The organism is Streptomyces sp. NPDC048603, assembly GCF_043199475.1.
Lineage (GTDB): Bacteria > Actinomycetota > Actinomycetes > Streptomycetales > Streptomycetaceae > Streptomyces.
On sequence record NZ_JBICVY010000010.1, the window covers coordinates 404061 to 429300 of the forward strand.

General features: G+C 73.5%; 19 protein-coding genes and 1 pseudogene. 11 read left to right on the top strand and 9 right to left on the bottom strand.

Annotation, left to right across the window (positions count from 1 at the left end; translation table 11 throughout):
• Positions 1–300: 300 nt before the first annotated feature.
• The 3 genes from ACGFQ9_RS26430 to ACGFQ9_RS26440 form a co-directional block, all read right to left on the bottom strand.
• Complete coding sequence (locus ACGFQ9_RS26430; RefSeq protein WP_393577054.1) at positions 301–702, bottom strand: hypothetical protein; 402 nt, start codon at positions 700–702, stop codon at positions 301–303.
• A 202-nt stretch (positions 703–904) separates the two neighbouring features.
• On the bottom strand, positions 905–1390 hold the full coding sequence (locus ACGFQ9_RS26435) for a PaaI family thioesterase (RefSeq protein ID WP_393577056.1): 486 nt from the start codon (positions 1388–1390) through the stop codon (positions 905–907).
• 119 nt (positions 1391–1509) lie between these two features.
• Positions 1510–3786 (bottom strand): FdhF/YdeP family oxidoreductase, encoded by a 2277-nt coding sequence (locus tag ACGFQ9_RS26440; protein WP_393577057.1) that lies wholly within the window; start codon positions 3784–3786, stop codon positions 1510–1512.
• A gap of 222 nt (positions 3787–4008) precedes the next feature.
• On the opposite strand from ACGFQ9_RS26440, the gene polA reads away from it, so the two are divergent.
• Positions 4009–6744, top strand: coding sequence for a DNA polymerase I (polA, locus tag ACGFQ9_RS26445; protein ID WP_393577059.1), 2736 nt, complete (start codon positions 4009–4011; stop codon positions 6742–6744).
• Positions 6745–6804: 60 nt separating this feature from the next.
• Here the strand turns inward: polA and ACGFQ9_RS26450 are convergent, their stop codons facing one another.
• Entirely contained in the window at positions 6805–7659 is an 855-nt protein-coding gene (locus tag ACGFQ9_RS26450) for a DUF4184 family protein (RefSeq protein ID WP_393577061.1), read from the bottom strand.
• A gap of 148 nt (positions 7660–7807) precedes the next feature.
• Here ACGFQ9_RS26450 and ACGFQ9_RS26455 point away from each other — a divergent pair, with 148 nt between their 5' ends.
• Positions 7808–9097, top strand: coding sequence for a lytic transglycosylase domain-containing protein (locus ACGFQ9_RS26455; RefSeq protein WP_393577063.1), 1290 nt, complete (start codon positions 7808–7810; stop codon positions 9095–9097).
• 28 nt (positions 9098–9125) lie between these two features.
• Here the strand turns inward: ACGFQ9_RS26455 and ACGFQ9_RS26460 are convergent, their stop codons facing one another.
• On the bottom strand, positions 9126–10100 hold the full coding sequence (locus ACGFQ9_RS26460; RefSeq protein WP_393577064.1) for an SDR family oxidoreductase: 975 nt from the start codon (positions 10098–10100) through the stop codon (positions 9126–9128).
• Between the two features lie 232 nt (positions 10101–10332).
• Here ACGFQ9_RS26460 and ACGFQ9_RS26465 point away from each other — a divergent pair, with 232 nt between their 5' ends.
• Positions 10333–10473: an SPW_0924 family protein gene (locus tag ACGFQ9_RS26465; protein ID WP_393577065.1), complete on the top strand. Its 141-nt coding sequence runs from the start codon at positions 10333–10335 to the stop codon at positions 10471–10473.
• A 14-nt stretch (positions 10474–10487) separates the two neighbouring features.
• Complete coding sequence (locus ACGFQ9_RS26470) at positions 10488–11486, top strand: DUF3068 domain-containing protein (RefSeq protein WP_393577066.1); 999 nt, start codon at positions 10488–10490, stop codon at positions 11484–11486.
• Here ACGFQ9_RS26470 and hrpB read toward each other — a convergent pair.
• Together hrpB and ACGFQ9_RS26480 are read right to left on the bottom strand one after the other, a co-directional pair.
• Positions 11473–13992 (bottom strand): ATP-dependent helicase HrpB, encoded by a 2520-nt coding sequence (hrpB, locus tag ACGFQ9_RS26475; protein WP_393577067.1) that lies wholly within the window; start codon positions 13990–13992, stop codon positions 11473–11475. The two genes, ACGFQ9_RS26470 and hrpB, sit on opposite strands and share 14 nt — an antisense overlap.
• A 7-nt stretch (positions 13993–13999) precedes the next feature.
• Positions 14000–14851, bottom strand: coding sequence for a class I SAM-dependent methyltransferase (locus ACGFQ9_RS26480; protein WP_393577069.1), 852 nt, complete (start codon positions 14849–14851; stop codon positions 14000–14002).
• A gap of 342 nt (positions 14852–15193) precedes the next feature.
• On the opposite strand from ACGFQ9_RS26480, the gene rpsA reads away from it, so the two are divergent.
• The 4 genes from rpsA (at position 15194) to ACGFQ9_RS26500 (ending at position 19112) form a co-directional block, all read left to right on the top strand.
• Positions 15194–16696, top strand: coding sequence for a 30S ribosomal protein S1 (gene rpsA / locus ACGFQ9_RS26485; protein ID WP_365109598.1), 1503 nt, complete (start codon positions 15194–15196; stop codon positions 16694–16696).
• Between the two features lie 259 nt (positions 16697–16955).
• On the top strand, positions 16956–17894 hold the full coding sequence (locus ACGFQ9_RS26490; protein ID WP_393577121.1) for a PAC2 family protein: 939 nt from the start codon (positions 16956–16958) through the stop codon (positions 17892–17894).
• 82 nt (positions 17895–17976) lie between these two features.
• On the top strand, positions 17977–18585 hold the full coding sequence (gene coaE, locus ACGFQ9_RS26495) for a dephospho-CoA kinase (RefSeq protein WP_393577071.1): 609 nt from the start codon (positions 17977–17979) through the stop codon (positions 18583–18585).
• Between the two features lie 155 nt (positions 18586–18740).
• Positions 18741–19112, top strand: a complete 372-nt coding sequence (locus ACGFQ9_RS26500) for a tetratricopeptide repeat protein (RefSeq protein WP_393577123.1) — start codon at positions 18741–18743, stop codon at positions 19110–19112.
• A gap of 82 nt (positions 19113–19194) precedes the next feature.
• Here the strand turns inward: ACGFQ9_RS26500 and ACGFQ9_RS26505 are convergent, their stop codons facing one another.
• Positions 19195–19458: a DUF6343 family protein gene (locus ACGFQ9_RS26505; protein ID WP_393577072.1), complete on the bottom strand. Its 264-nt coding sequence runs from the start codon at positions 19456–19458 to the stop codon at positions 19195–19197.
• Between the two features lie 140 nt (positions 19459–19598).
• A complete protein-coding gene (locus ACGFQ9_RS26510) occupies positions 19599–20210 on the bottom strand; it encodes a hypothetical protein (protein WP_393577073.1) in 612 nt (203 codons plus the stop codon).
• A gap of 19 nt (positions 20211–20229) precedes the next feature.
• Here ACGFQ9_RS26510 and ACGFQ9_RS26515 point away from each other — a divergent pair.
• The 3 genes and pseudogenes from ACGFQ9_RS26515 to ACGFQ9_RS26525 form a co-directional block, all read left to right on the top strand.
• Positions 20230–20622 (top strand): annotated as a pseudogene (locus tag ACGFQ9_RS26515) (helix-turn-helix domain-containing protein); the annotation flags it as partial.
• Between the two features lie 636 nt (positions 20623–21258).
• The gene (locus tag ACGFQ9_RS26520; RefSeq protein WP_393577125.1) at positions 21259–22569 is read left to right on the top strand and encodes a transcriptional regulator; all 1311 of its coding nucleotides are present in this window, start codon (positions 21259–21261) and stop codon (positions 22567–22569) included.
• A gap of 231 nt (positions 22570–22800) precedes the next feature.
• On the top strand, positions 22801–25240 hold a 2440-nt coding region (locus tag ACGFQ9_RS26525), incomplete at its 3' end, for a DEAD/DEAH box helicase (protein ID WP_393577075.1).

The window sequence follows — 25240 nt, forward strand, 5'->3', positions numbered from 1 at the left end:
GAATTCGCTGTTCCGCTAAGGGGCTTGAGGTGTCGATGGTCCTGACTCTGATCGAATTCCGCCCGTGGTGGCTGGATGTGTCCGAATGATTTCGCCCTGTAGGTCGTGACGGGTGGAAATGGGGGATTCCGCACCCGTCGGCATTACTGTGAGTAATTATTCAGGGGTGCGTGGATCATGATCCATTGGGTGGCTTGATCTGGCCCGTGGGGGCCGAAACCGCACCCGACCTGCGGCTTGGCCGTGGAGGGCCGGATGCCCGGAAGCCGGACGGTGCGCCCTGGAATCCGGAGAGTCGGCTCAGCTCGGCGGGCGCCAGTTCTCCGAGCTGCCCGTCGCCCCGCGCTGCTCCCGGCAGCGTTCCGCCGTGAACCGGTCGATCAACTCAAGTGCCTTGTCCCGTCCGGCAGTTCGCTCTTCGGTGCGGCCGGCGGCCACCGCGTCCTCGTGAATCGCGTACTGCTCGTTCGACAGGCCCTTCTGCTCCCAGTCGAGACCGGACCAGTAGGTGCCCTTGAGGGTCTCTTTCGCCCAGTAGGAAACGAGAGTTGTGCATGTCTCGACGGGCGAGGGAGGGGTGGGCGAGGGGGCCGGGGAGGAGGGCCGGGCGCTCGGGGCGGAAGGGGAGCAACCGGACAGCGCGAGCAGGGCGAGGGCGGCGGAGGCCAGGTGCCGGGCGGGAGCGTGCGGCGATGTCCCCATGGAGGGACGGTAGGCCGTCACCTTCGGTGACACAACCATCCCGGGGCGGATCATGCCGGAGGGGCCGATTCCGGACGGTCTCCGGAACCGGCCCCTCGGGCGGTGTGCAGGGGCGTGCGGGGCGTGCAGGCCTGCGGGGCGCGCGGGGCGGCGTACGGGGTGCGGGCGGGCCCCCGTGGCCGTACGCCGGTCGCCCGGCGGGTCAGGCCCCGGAGGCTCCGACGGCCGCGCCCGCGCCGACCTCGCGCAGCATGCAGGTCAGGCGGGCGGTGCAGACCCGCTTGCCCTCCTCGTCGGTGATGACGACCTCGTACGTGGCGGTGGAGCGGCCGCGGTGGACGGGTGTGGCGGTGCCGGTGACCAGGCCGGACCGGACGCCGCGGTGGTGGGTGCAGTTCAGGTCGACGCCGACGGCGACCCGGGTGTGGCCGCCGTGCAGCATGGCGCCCACGGAGCCGAGGGTCTCGGCGAGGACGGCGGAGGCGCCGCCGTGCAGGAGGCCGTAGGGCTGGGTGTTGCCCTCGACGGGCATGGTGCCCACGACCTTGTCGGCCGCGGCCTCCAGGATGCGGATGTCCATGCGTTCGCCGAGGTGGCCGGCCGAGAACAGCGAGGGCAGGTCGATGCCCAGGGCCGCGTACTCGTCGAGGACCTCCTGCGGGAACTTCACCGCGTGCTGCTCGCCCATGGGCGGCCTCCGTTCGTAGGTGGTGCGGGCCGCGCCGGGCCCCGGTCGCGGCGTGCGGTGAGCAGCGACCTGAGTCAACGCTCGTTAACCCACTTCCTATCAGCCTGCTGAGCGAGCGCTTACCGGGGGGTGGGTTCGAAGCGGACGATCACGGACTTGCTGGCCGGGGTGTTGCTGATGTCCGCGGTGGAGTCGAGCGGGACCAGCACGTTCGTCTCGGGGTAGTAGGCGGCGGCGCAGCCGGGGGCCGTGGGGTAGTGCACCACCCGGAATCCGGGGGCGCGCCGTTCCACGCCGTCCGTCCATTCGCTGACCAGGTCCGTGTACGAGCCGTCGGCGAGGCCGAGGCGGTCCGCGTCGGCCGGGTTGACCAGGACCACGCGGCGGCCGCCGGTGATGCCGCGGTAGCGGTCGTCGAGCCCGTAGATGGTGGTGTTGTACTGGTCGTGGCTGCGCAGGGTCTGCAGCAGCAGCCGGCCCTCGGGGACCTTGGGGTATTCCACGGGCGCTGCGGTGAAGTTCGCCTTGCCGGTCTTGGTCGGGAAGCGGCGTTCGTCGCGCGGGGCGTGCGGGAGGGTGAAGCCGCCGGGGCGGGCGATGCGGGTGTTGAAGTCCTCGAAGCCGGGGACGACGCGGGAGATCCGGTCGCGGATGGCGGCGTAGTCGCCTTCGAACTCCTCCCACGGGGTCGCGGAGCCGGTGCCGAGTACGGCGCGGGCCATGCGCGCCACGATCGCGGGCTCGGACAGCAGGTGCGGGGAGGCCGGGGGGAGGTTGCCGCGGGAGGCGTGCACCATGCCCATGGAGTCCTCGACGGTGACGAACTGCTTGCCGGAGGCCTGTACGTCCTTGTCGGTGCGGCCCAGGGTGGGCAGGATCAGGGCGCGCCGGCCGGTGACCGCGTGGCTGCGGTTGAGTTTGGTGGACACGTGCACGGTGAGGGAGGCCCTGCGGATCGCGGCCTCGGTGACGTCCGTGTCGGGGGTGGCGCCGACGAAGTTGCCGCCCATGGCGAAGAGCACCTTGGCGCGGCCGTCGCGGAGCGCCTCGATGGAGCGGACCACGTCGAGGCCGTGGTGGCGGGGCGAGGTGATCCCGAATTCCTTGTCGAGGGCGTCGAGGAAGGCCGGTGCGGGGCGTTCGAAGATCCCCATGGTGCGGTCGCCCTGGACGTTGGAGTGGCCGCGGACCGGGCAGACGCCGGCGCCGGGGCGGCCGATGGCGCCGCGGAGCAGCAGCAGGTTGACGACCTCGCGGATGGTCGGGACGGCGTGCTTGTGCTGGGTGAGGCCCATGGCCCAGCAGACGATCGTGCGCTCGGAGGCGAGGATCATGGCCAGGGCCCGCTCGATCTCCGGGCGGGTGAGGCCGGTGGCGGTGAGGGTCTCGTCCCAGTCGGCGGTCTTCGCGGCGGCCGCGAACTCCTCGAACCCGTGGGTGTGCTCGCGTACGAACTCCTCGTCGACGGCGCTGTCCGTCTCAAGGACGAGCTTGTTGAGGAGGCGGAAGAGGGCCTGGTCGCCGCCGATGCGGATCTGCAGGAAGAGGTCGCTGAGCGGGGTGCCGCGGACCATGCCGATCGGGTTCTGCGGGTTCTTGAACCGGGTCGTGCCGGCTTCGGACAGCGGGTTCACCGCGATGATCTTCGCGCCGGCGGCCTTGGCCTTCTCCAGGGCGGAGAGCATGCGCGGGTGGTTCGTGCCGGGGTTCTGCCCGGCGACGATGATCAGGTCGGCCTGGTGGAGGTCCTCCAGCAGCACGCTGCCCTTGCCGATGCCGATGGTCTCGGTGAGTGCGGAGCCCGAGGACTCGTGGCACATGTTGGAGCAGTCCGGCAGGTTGTTGGTGCCGTATTCGCGGGCGAACAGCTGGAAGAGGAACGCGGCCTCGTTGCTGGTGCGGCCGGAGGTGTAGAAGAGGGCCTGGTCGGGGGAGTCGAGGGCGTTCAGCTCCTCGGCGATGATCGCGAAGGCGCGTTCCCAGGTGACCGGCTCGTAGTGGCTCGCGCCCTCGGGCAGGTAGACGGGCTGGGTGATGCGGCCCTGCTGGCCGAGCCAGTAGCCGGAGCGGTCCGCGAGGTCGGAGAGGGAGTGCGCGGCGAAGAAGGCGGGGGTGACCCGGCGCACGGTGGCTTCCTCGGCGACCGCCTTGGCGCCGTTCTCGCAGAACTCGGCGGTGTGCCGCTTGTCCTCCTCGGGCCAGGCGCAGCCGGGGCAGTCGAAGCCGTCCTTCTGGTTGACCTTGAGGAGGGTCTGCGCGGTCCGCCGCAGGCCCATCTGCCTGTTCGCGATCTTCAGGGTGTGCGCGATGGCGGGCAGGCCGGCCGCGGCCTGCTTGGGGGGCGCGACGTTCGGTGCGTCCTGGACCGGGTCACCTTCGGGCGGCTTGGTCGCCATGGCGCTCTCCTTCGAGCGTACGTACGGGTGCGGTATGTGTTGCCGCATTTCCGATCCTTGCACGGCCGGACCGGACCGGGGAGGGGTGGCCTGGAGGGCGCGGAACGGCCGCGACGGATACGCCGGTGCAGGCGTACGGGCCAGCGTACGGGGCCGCACGGGAGGCGGGGCCGCGCGGCCGCGGCGCCGGGATTGTCAGCGCGGCGGCCTAGGATCGGAGGCGTGGCAGATTCAGCATCGAAGAAGACCGAAGACAAAGACCCTGCGGGCAAGGCAGTGGACCGCCCGCGCCTGATGCTCATGGACGGGCACTCTCTGGCCTACCGGGCGTTCTTCGCGCTGCCCGCGGAGAACTTCACGACCGCGAGCGGCCAGACGACCAACGCCATCTACGGCTTCGCGTCGATGCTGGCGAACACGCTGCGCGACGAGGCGCCCACGCACTTCGCGGTGGCCTTCGACGTGTCGAGGAAGACCTGGCGGTCCCAGGAGTTCCCGGAGTACAAGGCGAACCGGTCGAAGACCCCCGACGAGTTCAAGGGGCAGGTGGAGCTGATCGGCGAGCTGCTGGACACCATGGCCGTGCCCCGGTTCGCGGTGGACGGCTTCGAGGCGGACGACGTGATCGCCACGCTCGCCACGCAGGCGGAGGCCCTCGGGTACGAGGTGCTGATCGTCACCGGCGACCGCGACTCCTTCCAGCTGGTGTCCGAGCACACCACGGTGCTGTACCCGACGAAGGGCGTCTCGGAGCTGACCCGGTTCACCCCGGAGAAGGTCGAGGAGAAGTACGGACTGACCCCGCGGCAGTACCCGGACTTCGCGGCGCTGCGCGGCGACCCGTCGGACAACCTGCCGGGCATCCCGGGGGTCGGTGAGAAGACCGCCGCGAAGTGGATCAACCAGTTCGGTTCGTTCGCGGAGCTGGTGGAGCGGGCCGAGGAGGTCAAGGGCAAGGCCGGGCAGAACCTGCGCGACCACCTGGAGTCGGTGAAGATGAACCGCGTCCTGACCGAGATGGTCAAGGACGTGGAGCTCGGAGCGGGCCCCGCCGACCTGGAGCGCAAGCCCTACGACCGGTCCGCGATGACCGGCGTGCTGGATGTGCTGGAGATCCGCAACGCCTCGCTGCGGGAGCGGCTGCTCGCCGTGGACCCGGGCGCGGAGGAGACCGCTGAGCAGCCTCCGGCCGCCGGTGTGGAGCTGGACGCCTCGGTGCTCGCCGCGGGCGAGCTGGGCCCCTGGCTGGAGGCGCACGCCGGCGGCCCGCTGGGCCTGGCCACCGTCGACGCCTGGGCCCTGGGCGCCGGCAGCGTCAGCGAGGTCGCGCTGGCCGCGGCCGGCGGCGCGGCTGCCTGGTTCCAGCCGTCCGAGCTCGACGAGGCCGACGAGAAGGCCTTCACCGCGTGGCTGGCGGACCCGGACCGGCCCAAGACGGTGCACAACGCCAAGAGCCTGTGGCGGGTCTTCCCCGAGCACGGCTGGCACGGGCCGGCCGGCGTGACCATGGACACTGCGCTGGCTGCGTACCTGGTGAAGCCGGGCCGCCGGTCCTTCGCCCTGGACGTGCTGTCCGTGGAGTACCTGGGCCGTGAGCTGGCGCCGCCCGCCGCGGACGGTCAGCTGGCCTTCGGTGCGGACGAGACCGCCGAGGCGGAGGCGCTGATGGCGCAGGCCCGTGCCGTCCTCGACCTGGGCGAGGCGTTCACGGAGAAGCTGGAGGCGGTCGGCGCGACCGCGCTCCTCCACGACATGGAGCTGCCGACCTCGGAGCTGCTCGCCCGGATGGAGCGGCACGGCATCGCCGCCGACCGCGACCACCTGGAGGCCATGGAGCAGCAGTTCGCGGGCGCCGTGCAGCAGGCGGTCAAGGAGGCCCACGCGGCGGTCGGCCACGAGTTCAACCTGGGCTCGCCCAAGCAGCTCCAGGAGGTGTTCTTCGCCGAGCTGAACCTGCCCAAGACGAAGAAGACCAAGACCGGCTACACCACGGACGCGGACGCGCTGGCCTGGCTGGCCACCCAGACCGAGCACGAACTGCCCGTGATCATGCTCCGGCACCGGGAGCAGGCCAAGCTCCGCGTGACCGTCGAGGGCCTGGTCAAGACGATCGCCGCGGACCGCCGGGTGCACACCACCTTCAGCCAGACCACCGCAGCGACCGGCCGACTGTCCTCGACCGACCCCAACCTGCAGAACGTGCCGGTGCGCACGGACGAGGGCCGGGCCATCCGCCGCGGCTTCGTCGTCGGCGAGGGCTTCGAGTCGCTGATGACCGCCGACTACAGCCAGATCGAACTGCGCGTGATGGCCCACCTGTCGGAGGACGAGGGGCTGATCGAGGCGTTCCTGTCCGGTGAGGACCTGCACACCACCGTCGCCTCCCAGGTGTTCGGCGTGGAGCGGTCCGCGGTCGACGCCGAGATGCGCCGCAAGATCAAGGCGATGTCCTACGGGCTGGCCTACGGGCTGTCCGCGTTCGGTCTCTCGCAGCAGCTGAACATCGAGCCCGCCGAGGCGCGCGGCCTGATGGACACCTTCTTCGAGCGGTTCGGCGGCGTCCGCGACTACCTCCAGCGGGTCGTCGACGAAGCCCGTGCCACCGGGTACACGGCCACGGTGTTCGGCCGCCGCCGGTACCTCCCGGACCTCAACAGCGACAACCGGCAGCGCCGGGAGGCCGCCGAGCGGATGGCGCTGAACGCCCCGATCCAGGGCACCGCCGCCGACATCGTGAAGGTCGCGATGCTGCGGGTGGACAAGGCGCTGGCCGGGGCGGGGCTGAAGTCCCGGATGCTGCTGCAGGTCCACGACGAAATCGTGCTGGAGATCGCCCCGGGCGAGCGCGAGCGCGTGGAGGAGCTGGTGCGCCGCGAGATGGCGGCCGCGGTCGAACTGCGCGCCCCGCTGGACGTGTCGGTGGGTGTCGGCCCGGACTGGGAGTCCGCCGCGCACTGACCCGCCGGCGCCCCGGCCCGGCACTTCGCCGGCCCGGTCCCCGGCCCGCCGAGCCCGCCCCTACCGCACCCCGGTGGGGGCGGGCTTCCGCGTGGCGGGCCCGAACCGCAGCCACAGCCGCAGCAGTACGGCGTAGAGGACGAGTCCCGCCATCAGTCCGCTGCCCGCGCCGAAGCAGACGGTCGGGATGATGTCGAACGGGGTGTGGACGCGGTCCGCGGCCAGCCGGAACAGGCGCTCCAGCCGGACGGCCGTCCCGACGGCGACGCAACCGCCGGTCAGCGCGAGCGCACCCCACCGCTCGGCCCGGCCCAGCACCGGCACGTTCCCGGGCGCGGCCCCGGCGGGGACCCGGCGCAGCGCCGTTCCCAGGAACCACACCAGCACGCCCGCCGCCAGCGCGGAACTCCCGTACTGCAGGTAGGTGTAGAGAGGGAAGGGGCCGTAGTACGAGGACAGCCAGGGCCAGGTGTCCGTCCCGTACCGGTCCAGGTGCGTGAAGCTGTCCCACGCCACGTGCGTGAGGGATCCGACGACCGCCGAGAGGTAGAACCCGCCCGCCGCCCGCACCGCCGACGGCCGTGCGGCGCCGGCCGGCCGTCCCGCCCCGCGGACCAGCGCGTACAGCCGGCCCCGCCAGGCGGGGGGCAGCAGCGCCGCCAGCGGCTCCCGCAACAGCAGCCAGCCGCCCACCAGAGCGGCCGTGATGAGGGCGTCGACCGTGAGCACCCCGGTGAGCGAATGGGTGACCGAACCGAACTCCATCGCCCCGGGGACCACGCTCGCCGTGAAGTAGGTCATGTCCGGCGCGAAGGAACCCATGACCAATGCGGAGGCGAGGAACGGCCCCCGGCCGCTTCCGTCCCTCCGGATACCCGGGAGTACGGCGGCGGCATGGCTGAGAGTGAACGGCATGGGGCTACTTTCCCTCTTGACGGATCGACCCGGTGCGCTGGGGTGGCTGCGAGTCGTGGACAAACGGTGAACGCCCAGAGCCACAGCGTTTCGTCTGTCGCCTTGTTGACATAAAGTCACGCGGACGCCGACGGGGAGGGGTTCACCAATGACCAGGACGGCTCGGTACGGACGCAGGTTCCGCAGGGGTGGCGCGGCCGCCGTGGTCTCGGCACTGGTGGTCGCCGCGGTGACGGCCTCGCAGGGCCCCGCCGGTCCGGGGGACCGGATACGGGCGGCCGGTGCGGACGGCCCCGGCCCCTCGGCCGCCGCGCCCGCACCGGCCGGCTCCGCCACCGGTACCGGCTCGGGTGCGGGCGGCGACTCGGTGTACTTCACCGAACTCCCGCCCCTGGTCACCCCCGAGCCCGTGGCCGCCGTGCCCGGGGAGGGACAGCCGTCCCCGGCACCCACCCCTTCCGCGACGCCCACGCCCACGCCCGCACCGACGGCCACCGGTACCCCGCAGCCCCTGAAGGTGCCCCTGGCCGGGGGAGCCCGGGGCATACCGGCGACCGTGCTCGCGGCGTACCTGAAGGCGGAACAGAAGGTCGCGGCGACCGACCCCGGCTGCGGACTCCGCTGGCAACTGCTCGCGGCGATCGGCAAGGTGGAGTCCGGGCAGGCCCGTGGCGGCCGGGTGGACGCCTCCGGCACCACCCTCACCCCGATCCTGGGGCCCGTCCTCAACGGCAACGGGTTCGCGAACATCTCGGACACCGACGACGGCGCGTACGACGGCGACCCCGTGTACGACCGGGCGGTCGGGCCGATGCAGTTCATCCCGTCGACCTGGGCGGGCTGGGGGCAGGACGCGGACGGCGACGGCCGCCGCAACCCCAACAACGTGTACGACGCGGCCCTGGCCGCCGGACGCTACCTGTGCGCGGGCAGCCGGGACCTCCGGGACGGCGGCGATCTGAACCGGGCGATCCTGTCCTACAACCACTCCTCGGAGTACCTCGCCACGGTCAGGTCCTGGTTCGCGTACTACGGCAACGGTGCGCACGAGGTCCCGGACCGCCCGACCCCGGAGAAGCCGCAGAAGCCGGGGAAGCCGGGGAAGCCCAAGCCGGAGAAGCCCAAGCCGGAGAAGCCCAAGCCGACTCCCACCCCGACGCCGACGCCGAAGCCGACCCCGAAGCCGAAGCCCACACCCACGCCGAAGCCGACGCCGAAGCCCACACCCACGCCGAAGCCGACGCCGACCCCCAAGCCGAAGCCCACGCCGACGCCGACCCCCAAGCCGAAGCCCACGCCGACCCCCAAGCCGACTCCGGCTCCCACGCAGAAGCCGAAACCCACCCCGACCCCGAGCCCCACCGCGACCGCGACGGCCCCCGCCGGGGCGGCCGAGCCGCCGCACCGCACTCCCGCCGCCCCGGCCGGCACCCCGTAGCCGGCCGGCCCTCATCCCGGCGCGGACGTCAGCGGAAGCAGTCGATGTTCTCGCGCACCCAGTCGTCGTAGCTGCGGAGCGGGCGGCCGATGACGTCCTGCACGGTCGGCCGCTGGCCGAGCGTCCACTGGGTGAGTTCGGCGAAGCGGGCGCCGTACTCCTCCAGTGCGTACAGCGTCACGTCGATCGCACCCTCGGGCCAGCCGCGACGTCGCCAGGTCATCCGGCTCTCGTCCGGCGCCGACTCGACGGCGGTGATGTCGCGGCCGAGAGCGGTGGCGATGCTCCGCACCCGTGAACGTGTGCTCAGCGGCAGGCCGACGGCCTCGATGACCTTCCCCGTGTGTCCGTCGCCGTTCAGGGCCGCCGCCACGACGGCGGCCAGGTCCTCCTCGTGGATGAAGGGATAGTGCCCCCGGTCGAGGAAGGCTTCCCGGACCACCCCGGCGGACCGGATCGTCTCCGCCCAGTCCGACCCCGTCGCCGGATAGGTGCCCTCGGTGACGGCCCCCATCACCGCCGACGGCCGGATGTGTGTCCAGGCCATGCCCGAACGCTCCACTGCCTTCTCGATCGCCAGCCAGAACCAGGTCTCCGGCGGGTGCGCCTCCTCGTACTCCGGCCCGTGGGACGACAACAGGACGATCTTCCGGGCGCCGGCGTTCCGTGCAAGACCGAGGGCGTCCCGGACCGTCAGCGGATGGGCTCCCGCGAGGAACACGGCCTCGACACCGTCGAAGGCCCGGGCGCGCTCCAGCGGCCGGGTGACCGACCCTTCCACGACCTCGACCGTGCCGGGCCAGCCGTCGCACTGGTCCGGCTCGGCCAGCACCCGCACCTGCCGTCCCAGGGCGAGCAGTTGTCGTGCCAGGTGCCGGCCGATGATCCCGGTCGGGCTGTTGCCCTCGTCCTTGCGCGGGCTGACGACGGTCAGCAGGCAGGCTCCGCGCACCGTTGCCGTCCCTCCCCGCTCCTGTGACCCGCTCTTCTCCAACCCGTCCATGGCAAGCCCCTTCGTCGCGTCGGTGGAGATCTTGCACCTGGCCCTTGGCGCACGGACGGCCGTTGCCGTGCCCCGCGGGGGCCTCCGCGGAGGCCCCCGCGGAGGCGAGGCCCAGGCTGCGGATCGAGGCCCGAAACCCTACGGGATCCGCGGCCCAGGCGGTTCTCATCTCATCCGCGCGTTGCTACGGTGCCCCAACCCTGACGCCGTATCAGATTCCGGAGGCACCGGCATGCGCGCACTCGTCGCCGCCGCCATCGGGCTGGCCGCCGCGCTGGCCCTCGTCCTCGCCATCACGGCAACGGGGGTGCCGGAAGGCCGGACCTCGCCCAGACCGCTGCTCACCAACGCGCCCACCGCGCCCGGAAAGTAGAGGAGGCACCCACCGTGCGACGCAGAGCCGGCCTCGTCCTCCTCGCCCTCGCGGTGTTCTGCACCGCCCTCGCACCACTGCTGCGCTGGTACGCGTACCCGCGGCTCGCCAAGATCCCGGCCGGCCAGTACCAGGAAGTGGTCCTGGAGGCGAAGGACGCCATCCTGCTCGACTACACCGGCGGCATGCAGCCCAAGAAGGTCGACAAGGTCACCATCGTCCAGACCCTCAAGGGCAATGTGGAGGCCTCCCGCGAGATCGAGGCGGCCGCCGGCAAGGACGTGGTCGTCTGGGACGCCCTCTCCTACGTGGCCGGCCCGGACGGGAAGATGGTGTCCCAGATCCCCGAGCGGTACATCTTCGACGCGCACACCCAGGCCCCGGTGCACGCCACCGGCGAGATGGTCGACGGGGACCCGGTCAAGCGCGAGGGCATCGAGTTCAAGTTCCCCTTCTTCACCGAGCCCCGCGACTACCTCTACTTCGACGCCCAGACCCGCACCTCCGCGCCCATCCACTACGTGGGCCCGCGGAAGTTCCGCGGCATGGACGTCTACTACTTCGAGCAGACCGTGCCGTGGACCAAGGTCCCCATGCCGAAGAAGATGCCGATCGAGGGCATCGACCCGGCGACCATCGAGGAGACCACCGGCACCACCCTCTGGTACACGGCCAAGCGGATGTTCTGGGTCGACCCGGTCACCGGGGCGCCGGTCAACGGCGAGCAGATCATGGAACAGGAGATGCGCGGAGGGATCGCCGCCACCGCGGAGGGCGGCAAGCTCACCGCCTTCTCCGGGCACGTGAAGATGCGCGAGGACTACATCCGGCACACCGTGGACCTGGTCTCCGCGAACCGCACCAAGGTGCTCGCCCTGCACACCTACGCGCCGATCGGCCTCGCCGCCACCGGGCTCCTCCTCTTCGGCCTGGCCCTGTGGCTGGAGGCGCGCGGCCGGCGCTCCCCGGCCCCGGGGGTCACCGCCGCGGCCCCGGAGGTCAGCCCCGCCTGAGCCGGGCGTTGGTGTGCCGGGTGGGCTCGGCCGTCGCAGGGTCCTCCGGCCACGGATGTCTGGGGTAGCGGCCGCGCAGTTCGGCGCGTACGGCCCGGTAGCCCTCCCGCCAGAACGAGGCCAGGTCCGCGGTGACCGCGGCCGGCCGCCCGGCGGGCGACAGCAGGTGCACGAGCACGGGCACGCCGGCCAGCCGCGGGGTCTGCGCCAGCCCGAACAGCTCCTGCAGCTTCACCGCCAGCACCGGCTGGTCGGCGCCGTAGTCCACGCGGATCCGCGATCCGGACGGCACCTCGATCCGCTCGGGGGCGAGCTCGTCGAGCCGGGCCGCCTCGCCGGTCGCCCACGGCAGCAGCCGGTTCAGCGCCTGCCCGGCGTCGATCCGGGCGAGGTCGGCACGGCGCCGGGCCCGGGACAGCTCCGGCTCCAGCCAGTCCTCGGCCCGCTCCAGCAGTGCCCCGTCCGCCACGTCGGGCCAGTCGCCGCCCAGCGTGCGGTGCAGGAAGCCGAGGCGGGCGCGGAGGCCCGTCCCCTCCGGGGCCCAGCGGAGCAGGCCGAGGCCCTCGGAGCGCAGGCCCTCCAGCAGGGCTTCGCGCACCAGCACCGGATCGGGGTCACGCAACGGGCGCACGGTCAGCTCGACCGCTCCGAGCCGCGCGACCTCGCGGGCCACGACGTCGCCGTCCTCCCAGTGCACCTCCTCGCCGGAGGTCAGCAGGTGTGCGGCCGCCTCGCGGGCGGTCCGCTCGTCGATCACGGCACCCAGGCGGATCTGCGCGGAGGCCGCATGCGACGGGCGGTCGGCGACCGCGACGGCCAGCCAGCCGCCGTGCCGCAGCGCGGACCCCTCCCGGAGCCCCGCTCCGGTCCCGTTCGCCATCAGGTACGCGCCTTCGGCCCGGGCCTTCGCCACCCGCTCCGGGAACGCCAGAGCCGCGACGAGCCCGGCGGTGGCGTCGTCGGAGAGGGGGCGTTCCCCTGCGGAACGGCCCGGCGCAGCGGTACCCGTACCGGCGGGGGCGCCCAGTGCGCGGCGGAGACGTGCGGACTCGGTCCGCCAGCGGGCCGCGTACGCGTCGCCGCCGCGGCGGGCCGTGCGCCAGGCGGCCGCCAGGTCGTCCCCGTACTCCCGCGGCGGCTCCTCGCTCAGCAGCGCGACGACCTCCGCCGCACCCGGGGGGCCGTCCAGCAGGGCCCGGGCCAGCCGCGGGTGCAGGCCCAGCCGGGACATGCGCACCCCGCGCTCCGTGGCCCGGCCCGCGCCGTCGACGGCCCCGACCGCCTCGAGCACCTCCCGCGCCGCGGCCATCGCCCCGGCGGGCGGCGGGTCCAGCAGCGCCAGGCCCGACGCGTCGGGGTCGCCCCAGCAGGCGGCCTGCAGCGCGAAGGCCGCCAGGTCGGCGATCTTGATCTCGGGAGCGGGGAACGCCGGCAGGCGGCCGTGCTCGGCCTCCGTCCAGCAGCGGTACACCGTGCCCGGTGCCTCCCGCCCGGCGCGGCCCGCCCGCTGCCGGGCCGCCGCGCGCGACGCCCGCACGGTCGTCAGCGAGCCCAGCCCCCGCGCGTGGTCCACCCGCGGTTCGCGGGCCAGACCCGCGTCCACCACCACCCGGACGCCCGGCACGGTCAGCGAGGACTCCGCCACCGCCGTGGCCAGTACGACCCGCCGCCGGCCGCTGCCGCCCGCCAGCACCGACTCCTGCACGGCGGCCGGGGCCCGCCCGTGGATCTGCAGCACCTCCGCGTCCGTGCCGCCCAGCTGCCCGGCCACCCGGGCGATCTCCCCGACCCCGGGAAGGAACACCAGCACGTCCCCCGGCTGCTCCGCGAGCGCCCGCCCCACCACCGACGCCACGTGCGTCAGCAGAGCGGGGTCCACCCTCATGCCGTGCGGCGGCCGCACCGGACGGGCCGGCGGCGCCCACACCACTTCGACCGGGTGCGAGACCCCGGCCGCCTCCACCACCGGCGCGCCGCCGAGCAGCCGCGCCCAGCCCTCCGCGTCGGTGGTCGCGGACGCGGCGACCAGCCGCAGCTCCGGCCGCAGGGCCTGCCGTACGTCCAGCAGGAAGGCCGCCACGGTGTCCGCGTCCAGGTGCCGCTCGTGGCACTCGTCGAGGATCACCACATCGGTGCCGGCCAGCTCCGGATCCCGCTGCAGACGCTGCAGCAGGACGCCGGTGGTGACCACCTCGACCGCGCAGTCCGGGCCCACCACCCGTTCGCCGCGCACCGTGAAGCCGACCGATCCGCCGACGGCCTCGCCCAGCAGCCAGGCCATCCGGCGGGCCGCCGCCCGGGCCGCGATCCGCCGGGGCTCGGCCACCACGACCCGGCGCCGCGGGCCGCCGCCGGTGAGGCCGGCCAGGACCAGCGGCACCAGGGTGGTCTTGCCGGTGCCCGGCGGGGCGCAGAGCACCGCCGTGCCGTGCGCGTCCAGGGCCGACCGGAGGGAGGGGAGGGCGGACCGTACCGGGAGCGCGTCCAGGGCCTCGGTGCGCAGCATCGGCCGGTCAGTCCCTCTCGCACACGAAGATCGCCGTGCCGGGGATCAGGTTGCCCCGCAGCGGGGACCAGCCGCCCCACTCCTGGCTGTTCCAGGCCGGCCACTCCGGCTCCACCAGGTCCAGCAGGCGGAACCCGCCCGCGACCACGTCGCGGACCCGGTCGCCGATCGTCCGGTGGTGCTCCACGTAGACCGCGCGGCCCTGCTCGTCCTGCTCGACGTAGGGCGTGCGGTCGAAGTAGGAGGCGGAGACGGACAGCCCCTCGGGGCCGGGCTCGTCGGGGAACGCCCAGCGGATGGGGTGGGTGACGGAGAAGACCCAGCGGCCGCCGGGCCGCAGCACCCGGTGCACCTCGCGCATCACGCGCACCGGCTCGGCGACGAACGGGACCGCCCCGTACGCGGAGCAGACCAGGTCGAAGGAGCCGTCCAGGAAGGGCAGCGCGCCGGCGTCCGCCTCCACCAGAGGGACCGCGCCGCCGTCGATGCGGAGGGCGTGCTGGAGCTGGCGGTGGGAGAGGTCGAGGGCGACCGCCCGGGCGCCCTGCGCGGCCAGCCAGCGGGCGCACTGGGCCGCGCCGGCGCCGATCTCCAGCACGTCCTTGCCGCGGAGGTCCTCGCGCGGGCCGAGCAGGGCGGCGTCGGCCTCGTCCAGGCCCTCGGGGCCCCAGACGAACCGGTCGTCGCCGAGGAACGCTCCGTGCTCGCTCTGGTACTCGTCGGCGTTGCGGTCCCACCAGCCGCGGCTGGCCCGGCTGCTCTCCGCGTCCCCCGCGTCACGCCGGGTGGCCTCGGCGTCCTCGTCCGCGCCGGGAAGTGTCCCGTACGCGTCTTCGGGGGCGTAGTCCTCTTGGTTCATGGGGCCCATCGTCGTAGTCTGCGGAACAGCTCCGGAGGGGGCAGAGGCGGTCGCACACCCACGAGTTGTGCCGGGTATGCGATGATCCGCCCCCGGTGTGCGCCTTCGCGCATTGACCCTGCACGGCTGCCCCCGTATGCTACAAGTTGCGCTGCGAGCCTGTGCTCCTCAGACCTAGCAGGCTGCGCTCGCATCTGTTGCAGTCCCCTCGGTTTTCGAGGCCCCCGCCGTTTTCTGGGCGAGATCGGGGTCTCCTTGGCTGTCCGGCGTATCAGAGGCGATAAGGGCTCCCGGCGTAGCAGTACCTACGACTTTCTGTCCGTAACCGGAGCCCTTTCCCACATGACGAGCAGCACCGAGACCACCGCCACCACCCCGCAGGTTGCGGTCAACGACATCGGTAACGAGGAAGCCTTCCTCGCCGCGATCGACGAGACGATCAAGTACTTCAACGACGGCGACATCGTCGACGGCGTCATCGTGAAGGTCGACCGGGACGAGGTCCTGCTCGACATCGGTTACAAGACCGAAGGCGTCATCCCGAGCCGTGAGCTCTCGATCAAGCACGACGTCGACCCGAACGAGGTCGTCAAGGTCGGCGACGAGATCGAGGCCCTCGTCCTCCAGAAGGAGGACAAGGAAGGCCGCCTGATCCTCTCGAAGAAGCGCGCCCAGTACGAGCGTGCCTGGGGCACCATCGAGAAGATCAAGGAAGAGGACGGCATCGTCACCGGTACCGTCATCGAGGTCGTCAAGGGTGGTCTCATCCTCGACATCGGCCTCCGCGGCTTCCTCCCGGCCTCCCTGGTCGAGATGCGCCGTGTCCGCGACCTCCAGCCCTACGTGGGCAAGGAGCTCGAGGCGAAGATCATCGAGCTGGACAAGAACCGCAACAACGTGGTCCTGTCCCGCCGCGCCTGGCTCGAGCAGACCCAGTCCGAGGTCCGCCAGACCTTCCTCACCACCCTGCAGAAGGGTCAGGTCCGCTCCGGCGTCGTTTCCTCGATCGTCAACTTCGGTGCCTTCGTGGACCTGGGTGGCGTCGACGGTCTCGTCCACGTCTCCGAGCTGTCCTGGAAGCACATCGACCACCCGTCCGAGGTCGTCGAGGTCGGTCAGGAAGTCACCGTCGAGGTCCTCGACGTGGACATGGACCGCGAGCGCGTCTCCCTGTCGCTGAAGGCGACCCAGGAAGACCCGTGGCAGCAGTTCGCCCGTACGCACCAGATCGGCCAGGTCGTCCCGGGTAAGGTCACCAAGCTGGTTCCGTTCGGTGCGTTCGTCCGCGTGGACGAGGGCATCGAGGGTCTGGTCCACATCTCCGAGCTGGCCGAGCGCCACGTGGAGATCCCGGAGCAGGTCGTCCAGGTCAACGACGAGATCTTCGTCAAGGTCATCGACATCGACCTCGAGCGTCGCCGGATCTCGCTGTCCCTGAAGCAGGCCAACGAGTCCTTCGGTGCCGACCCGGCGTCGGTCGAGTTCGACCCGACCCTGTACGGCATGGCCGCGTCCTACGACGACCAGGGCAACTACATCTACCCCGAGGGCTTCGACCCGGAGACCAACGACTGGCTCGAGGGCTTCGAGAAGCAGCGCGAGGAGTGGGAGCGCCAGTACGCCGAGGCGCAGGTCCGCTTCGAGCAGCACCAGGCGCAGGTCATCAAGAGCCGCGAGGCCGACGCCGCTGCCGCCGCCGAGGGTGGCGACGCCGCCCCGGCCGCCGGTGCGGGCAACGTCTCCGGTGGTTCGTACTCCTCGGAGTCGGACGACACCTCCGGCGCCCTGGCCTCGGACGAGGCCCTGGCCGCGCTCCGCGAGAAGCTGGCCGGCGGCCAGAGCTGATCGCAGCGCGCCTCACGCCCACGGCGTGAGCAGAGCTGAAACGGTAAGGCCCGTCCCCTCCGGGGGGCGGGCCTTCCGCATGTCCCGGACGCCGGCCTGAGGTCCCGGGCGGCGGCCTGACGGTCGTGGGCGGCCGCCTGATTTCCGCCGTGCCGGGCCGTGGACATGACGCTTTCCTGTCGGCCGCGTCAACCGGGGAATGGTTGGCGCCCTCCCGGGCGTTCTTGATCGGAGAACGCGTCGAGGAGGAGTGGTGACGGTGCTGGATCCCCAGGGTTTGTACGAGTGGGACGCTAAGGGCCTGGCGGTGGTCGACCTGGCGCTCGCCCAGGACTCGGCCGGGCTGGTCATGCTCTACCACTTCGAGGGCTACATCGACGCGGGCGAGACCGGCGAGCAGATCGTCGAGGGGCTCCTGGAAACCCTGCCGAACCAGGTGGTGGCCCGCTTCGACGCCGACCGGCTCGTCGACTACCGGGCCCGCCGCCCCCTGCTCACCTTCAAGCGCGACCGCTGGACCGACTTCGACGCGCCCGGGCTGGAGGTCCGGCTCGTCCAGGACGCCACCGGCGCGCCCTTCCTGCTGTTGTCCGGGCCGGAGCCGGACGTCGAATGGGAGCGGTTCGCGCTCGCAGTCCGGCAGATCGTGGAGCGGCTCGGCGTCCGGCTGTCCGTGAACTTCCACGGCATCCCCATGGGCGTCCCGCACACCCGGCCGGTCGGCCTCACCCCCCACGGCAACCGCACCGACCTGATGCCCGGCCACCGCAGCCCCTTCGACGAGGCCCAGGTCCCCGGCAGCGCCGAATCGCTGCTGGAATACCGGCTCGCCCAGGCCGGCCACGACGTGCTCGGCGTCGCCGCCCACGTGCCGCACTACGTCGCGCGCTCCCCCTACCCGGACGCGGCCCTGACCGCCCTGGAGGCCATCACCGCCGCCACCGGGCTGGTGCTGCCCGCCGTCGCGCACACGCTGCGCACCGAGGCGCACCGCACGCAGACGGAGATCGACCGGCAGATCCGCGAGGGCGACGAGGAACTCGTCGCACTGGTGCGGGGTCTGGAGCACCAGTACGACGCGGCCGCCGGGGCCGAGACCCGGGGGAACATGATCGCGGAGCCGGCGGACATCCCCTCCGCCGAGGAGCTCGGGCGCGAGTTCGAGCGGTTCCTCGCGGAGCGCGAGGGCGACGCGTAGCACCGGGGCGCGCGCAGCACGAGGGTGCGCGCAGCACCGGGGCGACGTGTCGCGGCGACGGACCGGGGGCTAGTCTTCGCCCATGCTGAAGGTGGGCCTGACGGGTGGAATCGGAGCCGGCAAGAGCGAGGTCTCGCGGCTGCTGGCGGGGTACGGGGCGGTCATCGTCGACGCGGACCGGATCGCGCGGGAGGTCGTGGAACCGGGAACACCGGGGCTGCGGGCGGTGGTCGAGGCGTTCGGGGAGTCCGTGCTGACCCCGGAAGGCACCCTGGACCGGCCGGGGCTCGGCTCGATCGTGTTCGCCGACCCCGAGAAGCTGGCCGTCCTGAACGCGATCGTCCACCCGCTGGTCGGAGCCCGGTCGGCCGAGCTGGAGGCCTCCGCGGGGCCGGACGCGATCGTCGTGCACGACGTACCGCTCCTCGCCGAGAACGGGCTGGCGCCGCTCTACGACCTGGTGGTCGTGGTGGACGCGGCGCCCGGGACGCAGCTCGCCCGGCTGACGGGACGCCGCGGCATGACCGAGGACGAGGCACGGGCCCGGATGACGGCACAGGCCACGAGGGAACAGCGGCTGGCCGTCGCCACCCTCGTGATCGACAACGACGGACCGCTGGAGGCGCTGGAGCCGCAGGTCCGCACCGTGTGGGAAGAGCTGACCACGCGGGCCGCCGCCGCGCGCGGCTGATCGGGCCTGGGAGACTCCCGCCCGGCCTGACGTGTGCATGGAATACAGGGCGGGGCGGAGCCGTTGAACGCGCGGTAGAGGGAAGGAGCCCGACCGTGTCCGAGCCAACCCCGGATCCGTCCTCGCACGACCCGTCCTCGCCCGGTCCGCCCGGTCTGTCGTACGGTGCTTCGGCCAGCCCGGAGACTCACGTCATCGACTACCGCGCCGCCGAGCAGCTGCTGGCCGCCCGGGATCCGAGGGGCGCCGTACGGCTGCTCGACTCGGTCATCGCCGCCCATCCGGAGAACACCGCAGCCAGGCTGCTGCGCGCCCGCGCCTTCTTCGCGGCGGCGCAGCTGCGGCCTGCGGAGCTGGAGTTCGAGCTGGTGCTGGAGCGGGAGCCGGACAACGCGTTCGCGCACTTCGCGCTCGCCCGCACCCATCAGCGGGCCGGCCGGCCCGGCCCGGCGCGCAAGCACTTCCGGCTGGCCGCCGCGCTGGATCCGAAGCCGGAGTACCTGGAGGCGGCCGCCTTCGAAGGCTGAGGACGGCGCCGCCCCGGGGCCGGCGCCGCCCCGGGCCGGGGCACTGCCCTCGGCCCGGGGCGCCCGTACGTGTCCCGGGCGGTCAGCCTCTTGCCCGCGGGGGTTCGTACGGGGGGATGTCCGGGCCGGGCTGGTAGTGCGGGCCCTGGTGGATGTGGTGGACGACCACGGACAGGTCGACGACCACGATCACCGACAGCACCGCGAAGGCGGCGGCCCAGCCGGGGTGGTCGGCCAGCGAGAAGACGACCGTCCCGCCGACGGCCCACAGCAACCCCCACATGCCGAGCCAGAACCGCAGGCGAAGCGGACTGCGGGCGGTCACCGGCTCGCTCCCGGTACGCATGGCCTCGCCTCCTGGAGCGGCCCCCCTCCATGGTCCCACCGGACCGGGGAGCCAGGGGGATCACCGGCTCATGGCCTCCTGGCCTCATGACCCGGTGACCCCATGGCTTCATGGCTCCATGGCCTCACGCGCTGATGGCCTCACGGGTTGAGTTTGTTGACCGCCGTGGTCGTCGTCTTCTTGAAGGCCGGGACCGGAGCGTCCGACAGGTAGCCCATCTGGCTCCACTTCACGACGGTCACGGTGGAGCCGTCGCGGCCGATGCCGAAGAGGTTCACGCCCGGCTCGGACTCCGGGATGGAGGTGTGGACCCCGTAGACGTGCGCCCCCTCCTCGACCTTGATCTTCCCGTAGTCCTGCCAGGAGGCGGTACCGCCCGGGTGCGCCCGCAGCCAGTCGGCGGCGCAGCCGGCCACCTTCTTCTCCAGGGCGGCGGCCAGCTTGGCGGCCGCCCCGTCGGAGGCCGCGCGCACCGAGATCTGCAGGGCGCCCGTGTCGAACTCGGTACCGAAGGTGCGGTGCCAGGTGTTCGTCTTCGGGAGCGCCCCCTCCAGGCAGAACACGGGCCACTCGGGCAGACCCTTGGTGACCTTGCCCGTGTACCAGGCGGAGCCGGGGTGGGGCGGCAGGTCCTTGCCGATGATGAAGCCGGGCGCGGTGGGCGCTGCGGTCGCGGTCGTGGACGTGGTGAGGGCCAGGGCCGCGGCGGCCGCGAGGACGGCCGTGAGGGTGGCGGTGGTGCGCTTGAGCATGGTCGTTCTCCCCGTTGTCATGAGTTCGGCCCGGTGTCGTACCGGGGCAAGAACAGCTTTCCCCAGGGGCGTGGTGCCGGGCGACGGATCGCGTCGCATCCGGGACACTGGAACGGCAGTCAGCGCTTTCACCTGGGAGAACGTCCCGGGGTGGAACGGCGTCGCGGGACGGGGAGCGGGGGAGAGCACCTTGGGTGGGACGGGTGGAACGGCCGGTGGCACGGGTGAAGCGGAGAGGTTCGCACGGCTGCTGCGGGAACTGAAGGAGCGTTCGGGGCTGAGCTACGGGACGCTCGCGCGCAAGCTGCACACGAGTACGTCCACCCTGCACCGGTACTGCAGGGGCGAGGCCCTTCCCGCGGAGTTCGCGGCGGTGGCCCGCTTCGCCCGTGCCTGCGGGGCCACGCCGTCGGAGGCGCTGGAACTCCACCGCGCCTGGCTGCTCGCGGACGCGCGACGCCGCGCGATGCCCCGCGCGGATCGCGAGCGCGTGCCGGAGGGTGCGGCTCCGGCGGAGTCGGCCGCAGGGCTTGCCGTCGAGCCCGCCGCCGAGCGGGCGGTGAAACCGGGCTCCGCATCGGACCGGGCCCCGGTGCCCGGTTCGGCGCTTGATCCGGCCGACCGGCCGATGCGGGCCGAAGCGCCCGTGTCGACGGGAGCCGAGGTGCCCCTCCCGATGCCTGCCGGTACGTCGGGAGCCGGGCAGGGGTCGACCGTCCGGGCAGGCTCCGCCCCGGGGCCGTCGCCTACGTCGGCCATGCCCGGGGCAGGGGCTCCTGCCGGACGGTCGGAGCCGTCGCCCGCCCCCGGCGCGGACCGTGCCGAGGACGTCGCGCCCGTAGGGGCCGAAACGGCCGCGGACATCCGCCGGGGTACGCGGACCGAACCGGCCCCTGGGCCCCCGGCTGCGGACAGTGGTTCTGCCGACGCCGATCCGGGCACGTCCGGGGAGGCCGATCGGGGTGCGGGTCCGGGTCCTGTGCCCGGCGCGGTGCCCGAGCGGGACCCGGGTGACCCGTCTGTTGAGCGGGCCGCTGCAGGAACGGCTGTGGACGTGGCCGGTCCGGGCGTGGACCCGTGGCCGGGACGCGCCACGGTCCCGGCTGGGGAGCCGGCCGGAGAGCGGTTCCCGGCCTCGGAGCAGGGGGCCGACGAGGGCGCGACCGCCGAGGCAACCCTCGGGGCGGAGCCGCGATCAGCTCTCGGAGCGGTCCCGGACGCCGGGTCCGCGTCGGCTCCGGGTCAGGCTCCGGCCGAAGGGGGTTCCGAGCGCGGGACCGGTCCGGCCCCGGGCGCCGGGTCGGGTGGGGAGCCGGAGCCCGCCATCGCCCTGACGACAGGGACCGACGCGGGCTCCGTGCGGGGAGACTCCTGGTACCGGGGGCGGCGGGCCGTCGCGGGTGCGGTCGTGGGCGTCGCCGCGGTCGCGCTCGCCGCCACGGCTCTGGCCGTGGCCGGACCCCTGGGCCGCGACGGGGCCGACCGGGCTGCCGGTACCGGTACGACCACCTCCTCGCCCCGGGCGGGTGCGAGCGGGGGAGCCGACGATCCGCGGCCGCCCGCCCCCACCACCGGCCCGAGTCAGGGCACCGGGGGGACCCAGAGTTCCACGACGGGCCCCGGACCGGGACCGGGCCCGGGCACGAGCGCGTCCGCATCGGGCGGCCCCGTGCCCGGCCGGACCCCCGGTGCCTCGACCGCTCCGGCCCCGGGCCCGAACACCTCCTCGCCCGCGTCCGGCAGCGCACCACGGCTCCGTGCGGCCGTACGGTCGCACGTCTGGGCGAACGGCTGTGATCACGCGTACCTGATCGACCGGAACCCCGGATCGGTGCCCGCGCCGCCCGTCGAAGCGGACGCCCCGGGCTGGGCCGCGGCACAGGGGGCCGTGCACGCCGGGCAGCAGATCGTCGAGGCCACCCTGCACGGCACCGGCAGTGAGGCGATCGTCGTCCAGGGCATCGACGTACGGGTGACGGCCCGGCGCACGCCGCTGCCGTGGAACGTCCACCTGATGTCGCCGGGCTGCGGCGGCGCGCTCACCCCGGCCTCCTTCACGGTCAACCTGGACGCCCCGCGGCCGGTGGCCCGGCCGGCGGCCGGCCACGATGGCGAACACCCGGTCCCCGCGCCCGCCTTCCCCCTCCGGGTGTCCGCCACCGACCCGGTCGTCCTGCGGATCGAGGCGGCCGCCTCGGGCTGCGACTGCGAGTGGTACGGCGAGGTCCGGTGGACGGGACCCGCCGGTCCGGGCCTGACCCGGATCGACGACAACGGCCGCCCCCTCCGCACCAGCGCCTCCGGAGGCCGCCCGCAGTACGGCTACGCGGCCGAGCTCGGCCGCTGGTCCCGGGGCTGACGCACCCCGGTGGTCCACGCGGAGCGGCGGCGCTCCGGCGCAGCCGCGCGCACCGCTGCCGTGCAGCTACGCAGCGAAGCCGCGCAAGGGGTTCCCCCGGTGCGGACGTTTCGGCGTTTCCGCAGGTCGGCGACGTTGTCAGTGGGCGGACCTAGACTCGCTGAGAGTGACGGCTGCCGTGCCGTGCCGCCGGACCGCAGCAGTGAGGAAGAGGACAGGGAGGAGCCTGCGATGAACGACGCCGCCGAGCGGGCTCGGCTCGCCCCTGCCCACGCCTCTACCGCCCCGGTACCGGCCGGGCCGCCGGCACCGCCGGGCACCGGCGCCGGAGCGTCCGTGACGGCCGCCTCGCTCAGGCGCCGGGCCGCCGTGTTCCTGCCCGCCGCGGTGCCCCGCCAGGGCCGGATCGCCTTCTGGTCCCCCGACGGGGAGCCGTGGCCCGACGGGCCCGGGGGTCCGGCCGGGCCCGGCGGCCCCGAGCCGCTCACCGTGGTCCGGCCGCACGGTGCGGCCGGGGTGCGGAGCCGTGACGTGGCCGCCGTCGTGCTGGACCTCGGCGCCGCGCTGCCCGTGCTCGCCGCCGCCCCGCAGGACCCCGCCGCCCACCCGGCGACCCGCTGCTGGGGCACCGCCGCCCGGCAGGCCCTCGCGCTCGCCGCCCGCGGCCGGCTGCTGCCCGGCCTCACTCCCGAGGGGTACGACGCCTGGCGGGCCGGCCCGCTGGACGCGGAGGACGTCGCCCACCTGCGCGCCGTCGCCGCGGCCCTCCCGTACGAGGGGTACGCGACCCCGCTGCCCGGCCGCCGCCCCCTTCACCTGCCCGAGCCGGAGGCCTTGGTCAGAGCCTTCCTCGACGCCGTCGCCGACACCCTGCCGCGCACCCCGGCCGCCCCCGTCGCCGCCGGCCGGCCCTTCGCCGCGGCCGAGCCGCAGCAGGTGCCCGGGATACGGGACTGGGCCGCACAGGTCGCCGCCGGTTCGGACGCCGGTGTCGGGATCTCGCTGCGGCTCGACCTGTCCTCGTACCAGCTGTTCGACGCACCGGATCCGGAAGAGGAGGACACCCGCCGCGCGGGTGCCGCCGTGGTGCAGGTGCACAGCCTCGCCGACCCGACGCTCGTCACCGACGCCGGACAGCTGTGGGCGGGCACCGCGGCCGCCGGATTCGGCCCGCGCGCGCGGATCGACGCCGTGCTCGCGCTGCGGCGCGCCGCCCGCGCCTGGCCGCCGCTGCTGCGGCTGCTCGACCAGCCGGTGCCCGACCTGCTCGCACTCTCCGACCCCGAACTCGAGGACCTCCTCGGGGTGGCCGCCACGCGGCTGGCCGCCGCCGGGGTCGTGGTGCACTGGCCGCGCGAGCTGGCCCGTACGCTGACCGCGACCGCCGTCGTACGGTCGGCCGCGCCCGGCTCCGCCACCGACGGCACCGCGTTCTTCGACGCCGCGGGCCTCTTCTCCTTCTCCTGGGAGCTCGCCCTCGGCGGCGACCGTCTCACCCCCGGCGAGATGGACGCCCTCGCCCAGGCCCACCGCCCGGTGGTGCGGCTGCGCGACCAGTGGGTCCGGGTGGACCCGGAGCTCGTCCGCAAGGCACGCCGGCGCGAACTCGGCCTGCTGGACCCGGTGGACGCGCTGGCCGTCGCCCTCGGCGGCACCGCCGAAGTACCCGGCGAACCGGAACCGGTGCCGGCCGTCCCGGTCGGCGCGCTCGCCGCCCTCCGCGACCGGCTCACCGGCGAACTCGCCCCACTGCCCCACCCGCCCGGCCTCAAGGCCACCCTGCGCGACTACCAGCTGCGCGGCCTGGCCTGGCTGGACCGGATGACCTCGCTCGGCCTCGGCGGGTGTCTCGCCGACGACATGGGCCTGGGCAAGACGGTCACCCTGATCGCCCTCCACCTGCACCGGGACCACCCCGCGCCGACCCTGGTCATCTGCCCGGCCTCGCTGCTCGGCAACTGGCAGCGGGAGATCGAGAAGTTCGCGCCCGGAGTCCCGGTCCGCCGCTACCACGGGGCGGGCCGCACCCTCTCCGGCCTCACCGGCGGTTTCGTGCTCACCACCTACGGGACGATGCGCGCCGGCGCCGCCCGGCTGGCCGACCAGTCCTGGGGCATGGTCGTCGCGGACGAGGCCCAGCACATCAAGAACCCGCACTCGGCGACGGCCAGGGCACTCCGCACCATCCCGGCCCCCGCCCGGGTGGCCCTGACCGGCACGCCCGTGGAGAACAACCTCTCCGAGCTGTGGGCCCTGCTCGACTGGACCACCCCCGGGCTGCTCGGGCCGCTCACGGCGTTCCGGGCACGGCACGCCCGGGCTGTGGAACAGCAGCAGCAGGAGGACGGCGGCAACGAGGAAGCGGTGGCCCGCCTCGCGGCCCTGGTGAGGCCGTTCCTGCTGCGCCGCCGGAAATCCGACCCGGGGATCGCCCCCGAACTCCCGCCCAAGACCGAGACGGACCACCCCGTGTCCCTCACCCGCGAGCAGGCCTCGCTGTACCAGGCGGCGGTGGACGAGGCCATGGCGGTGATCGAGACCAGCGAGGGCATGGAACGCCGCGGGATGATCATGAAGCTGCTGGCCTCGCTGAAGCAGATCTGCAACCACCCCGCGCAGTTCCTGAAGGAGGAGCGGCCCCGCATCCCGCACCGTTCGGGGAAGCTGGCCC

Bases quoted from the DNA above. Each gene is read 5' to 3' on its own strand.
- ACGFQ9_RS26430 (WP_393577054.1), bottom strand. From the start codon at position 702: ATGGGGACATCGCCGCACGCTCCCGCCCGGCACCTGGCCTCCGCCGCC.
- ACGFQ9_RS26435 (WP_393577056.1), bottom strand. From the start codon at position 1,390: ATGGGCGAGCAGCACGCGGTGAAGTTCCCGCAGGAGGTCCTCGACGAG.
- ACGFQ9_RS26440 (WP_393577057.1), bottom strand. From the start codon at position 3,786: ATGGCGACCAAGCCGCCCGAAGGTGACCCGGTCCAGGACGCACCGAAC.
- ACGFQ9_RS26450 (WP_393577061.1), bottom strand. From the start codon at position 7,659: ATGCCGTTCACTCTCAGCCATGCCGCCGCCGTACTCCCGGGTATCCGG.
- ACGFQ9_RS26455 (WP_393577063.1), top strand. From the start codon at position 7,808: ATGACCAGGACGGCTCGGTACGGACGCAGGTTCCGCAGGGGTGGCGCG.
- ACGFQ9_RS26460 (WP_393577064.1), bottom strand. From the start codon at position 10,100: ATGGACGGGTTGGAGAAGAGCGGGTCACAGGAGCGGGGAGGGACGGCA.
- ACGFQ9_RS26465 (WP_393577065.1), top strand. From the start codon at position 10,333: ATGCGCGCACTCGTCGCCGCCGCCATCGGGCTGGCCGCCGCGCTGGCC.
- hrpB (WP_393577067.1), bottom strand. From the start codon at position 13,992: ATGCTGCGCACCGAGGCCCTGGACGCGCTCCCGGTACGGTCCGCCCTC.
- ACGFQ9_RS26480 (WP_393577069.1), bottom strand. From the start codon at position 14,851: ATGAACCAAGAGGACTACGCCCCCGAAGACGCGTACGGGACACTTCCC.
- rpsA (WP_365109598.1), top strand. From the start codon at position 15,194: ATGACGAGCAGCACCGAGACCACCGCCACCACCCCGCAGGTTGCGGTC.
- coaE (WP_393577071.1), top strand. From the start codon at position 17,977: ATGCTGAAGGTGGGCCTGACGGGTGGAATCGGAGCCGGCAAGAGCGAG.
- ACGFQ9_RS26505 (WP_393577072.1), bottom strand. From the start codon at position 19,458: ATGCGTACCGGGAGCGAGCCGGTGACCGCCCGCAGTCCGCTTCGCCTG.
- ACGFQ9_RS26510 (WP_393577073.1), bottom strand. From the start codon at position 20,210: ATGCTCAAGCGCACCACCGCCACCCTCACGGCCGTCCTCGCGGCCGCC.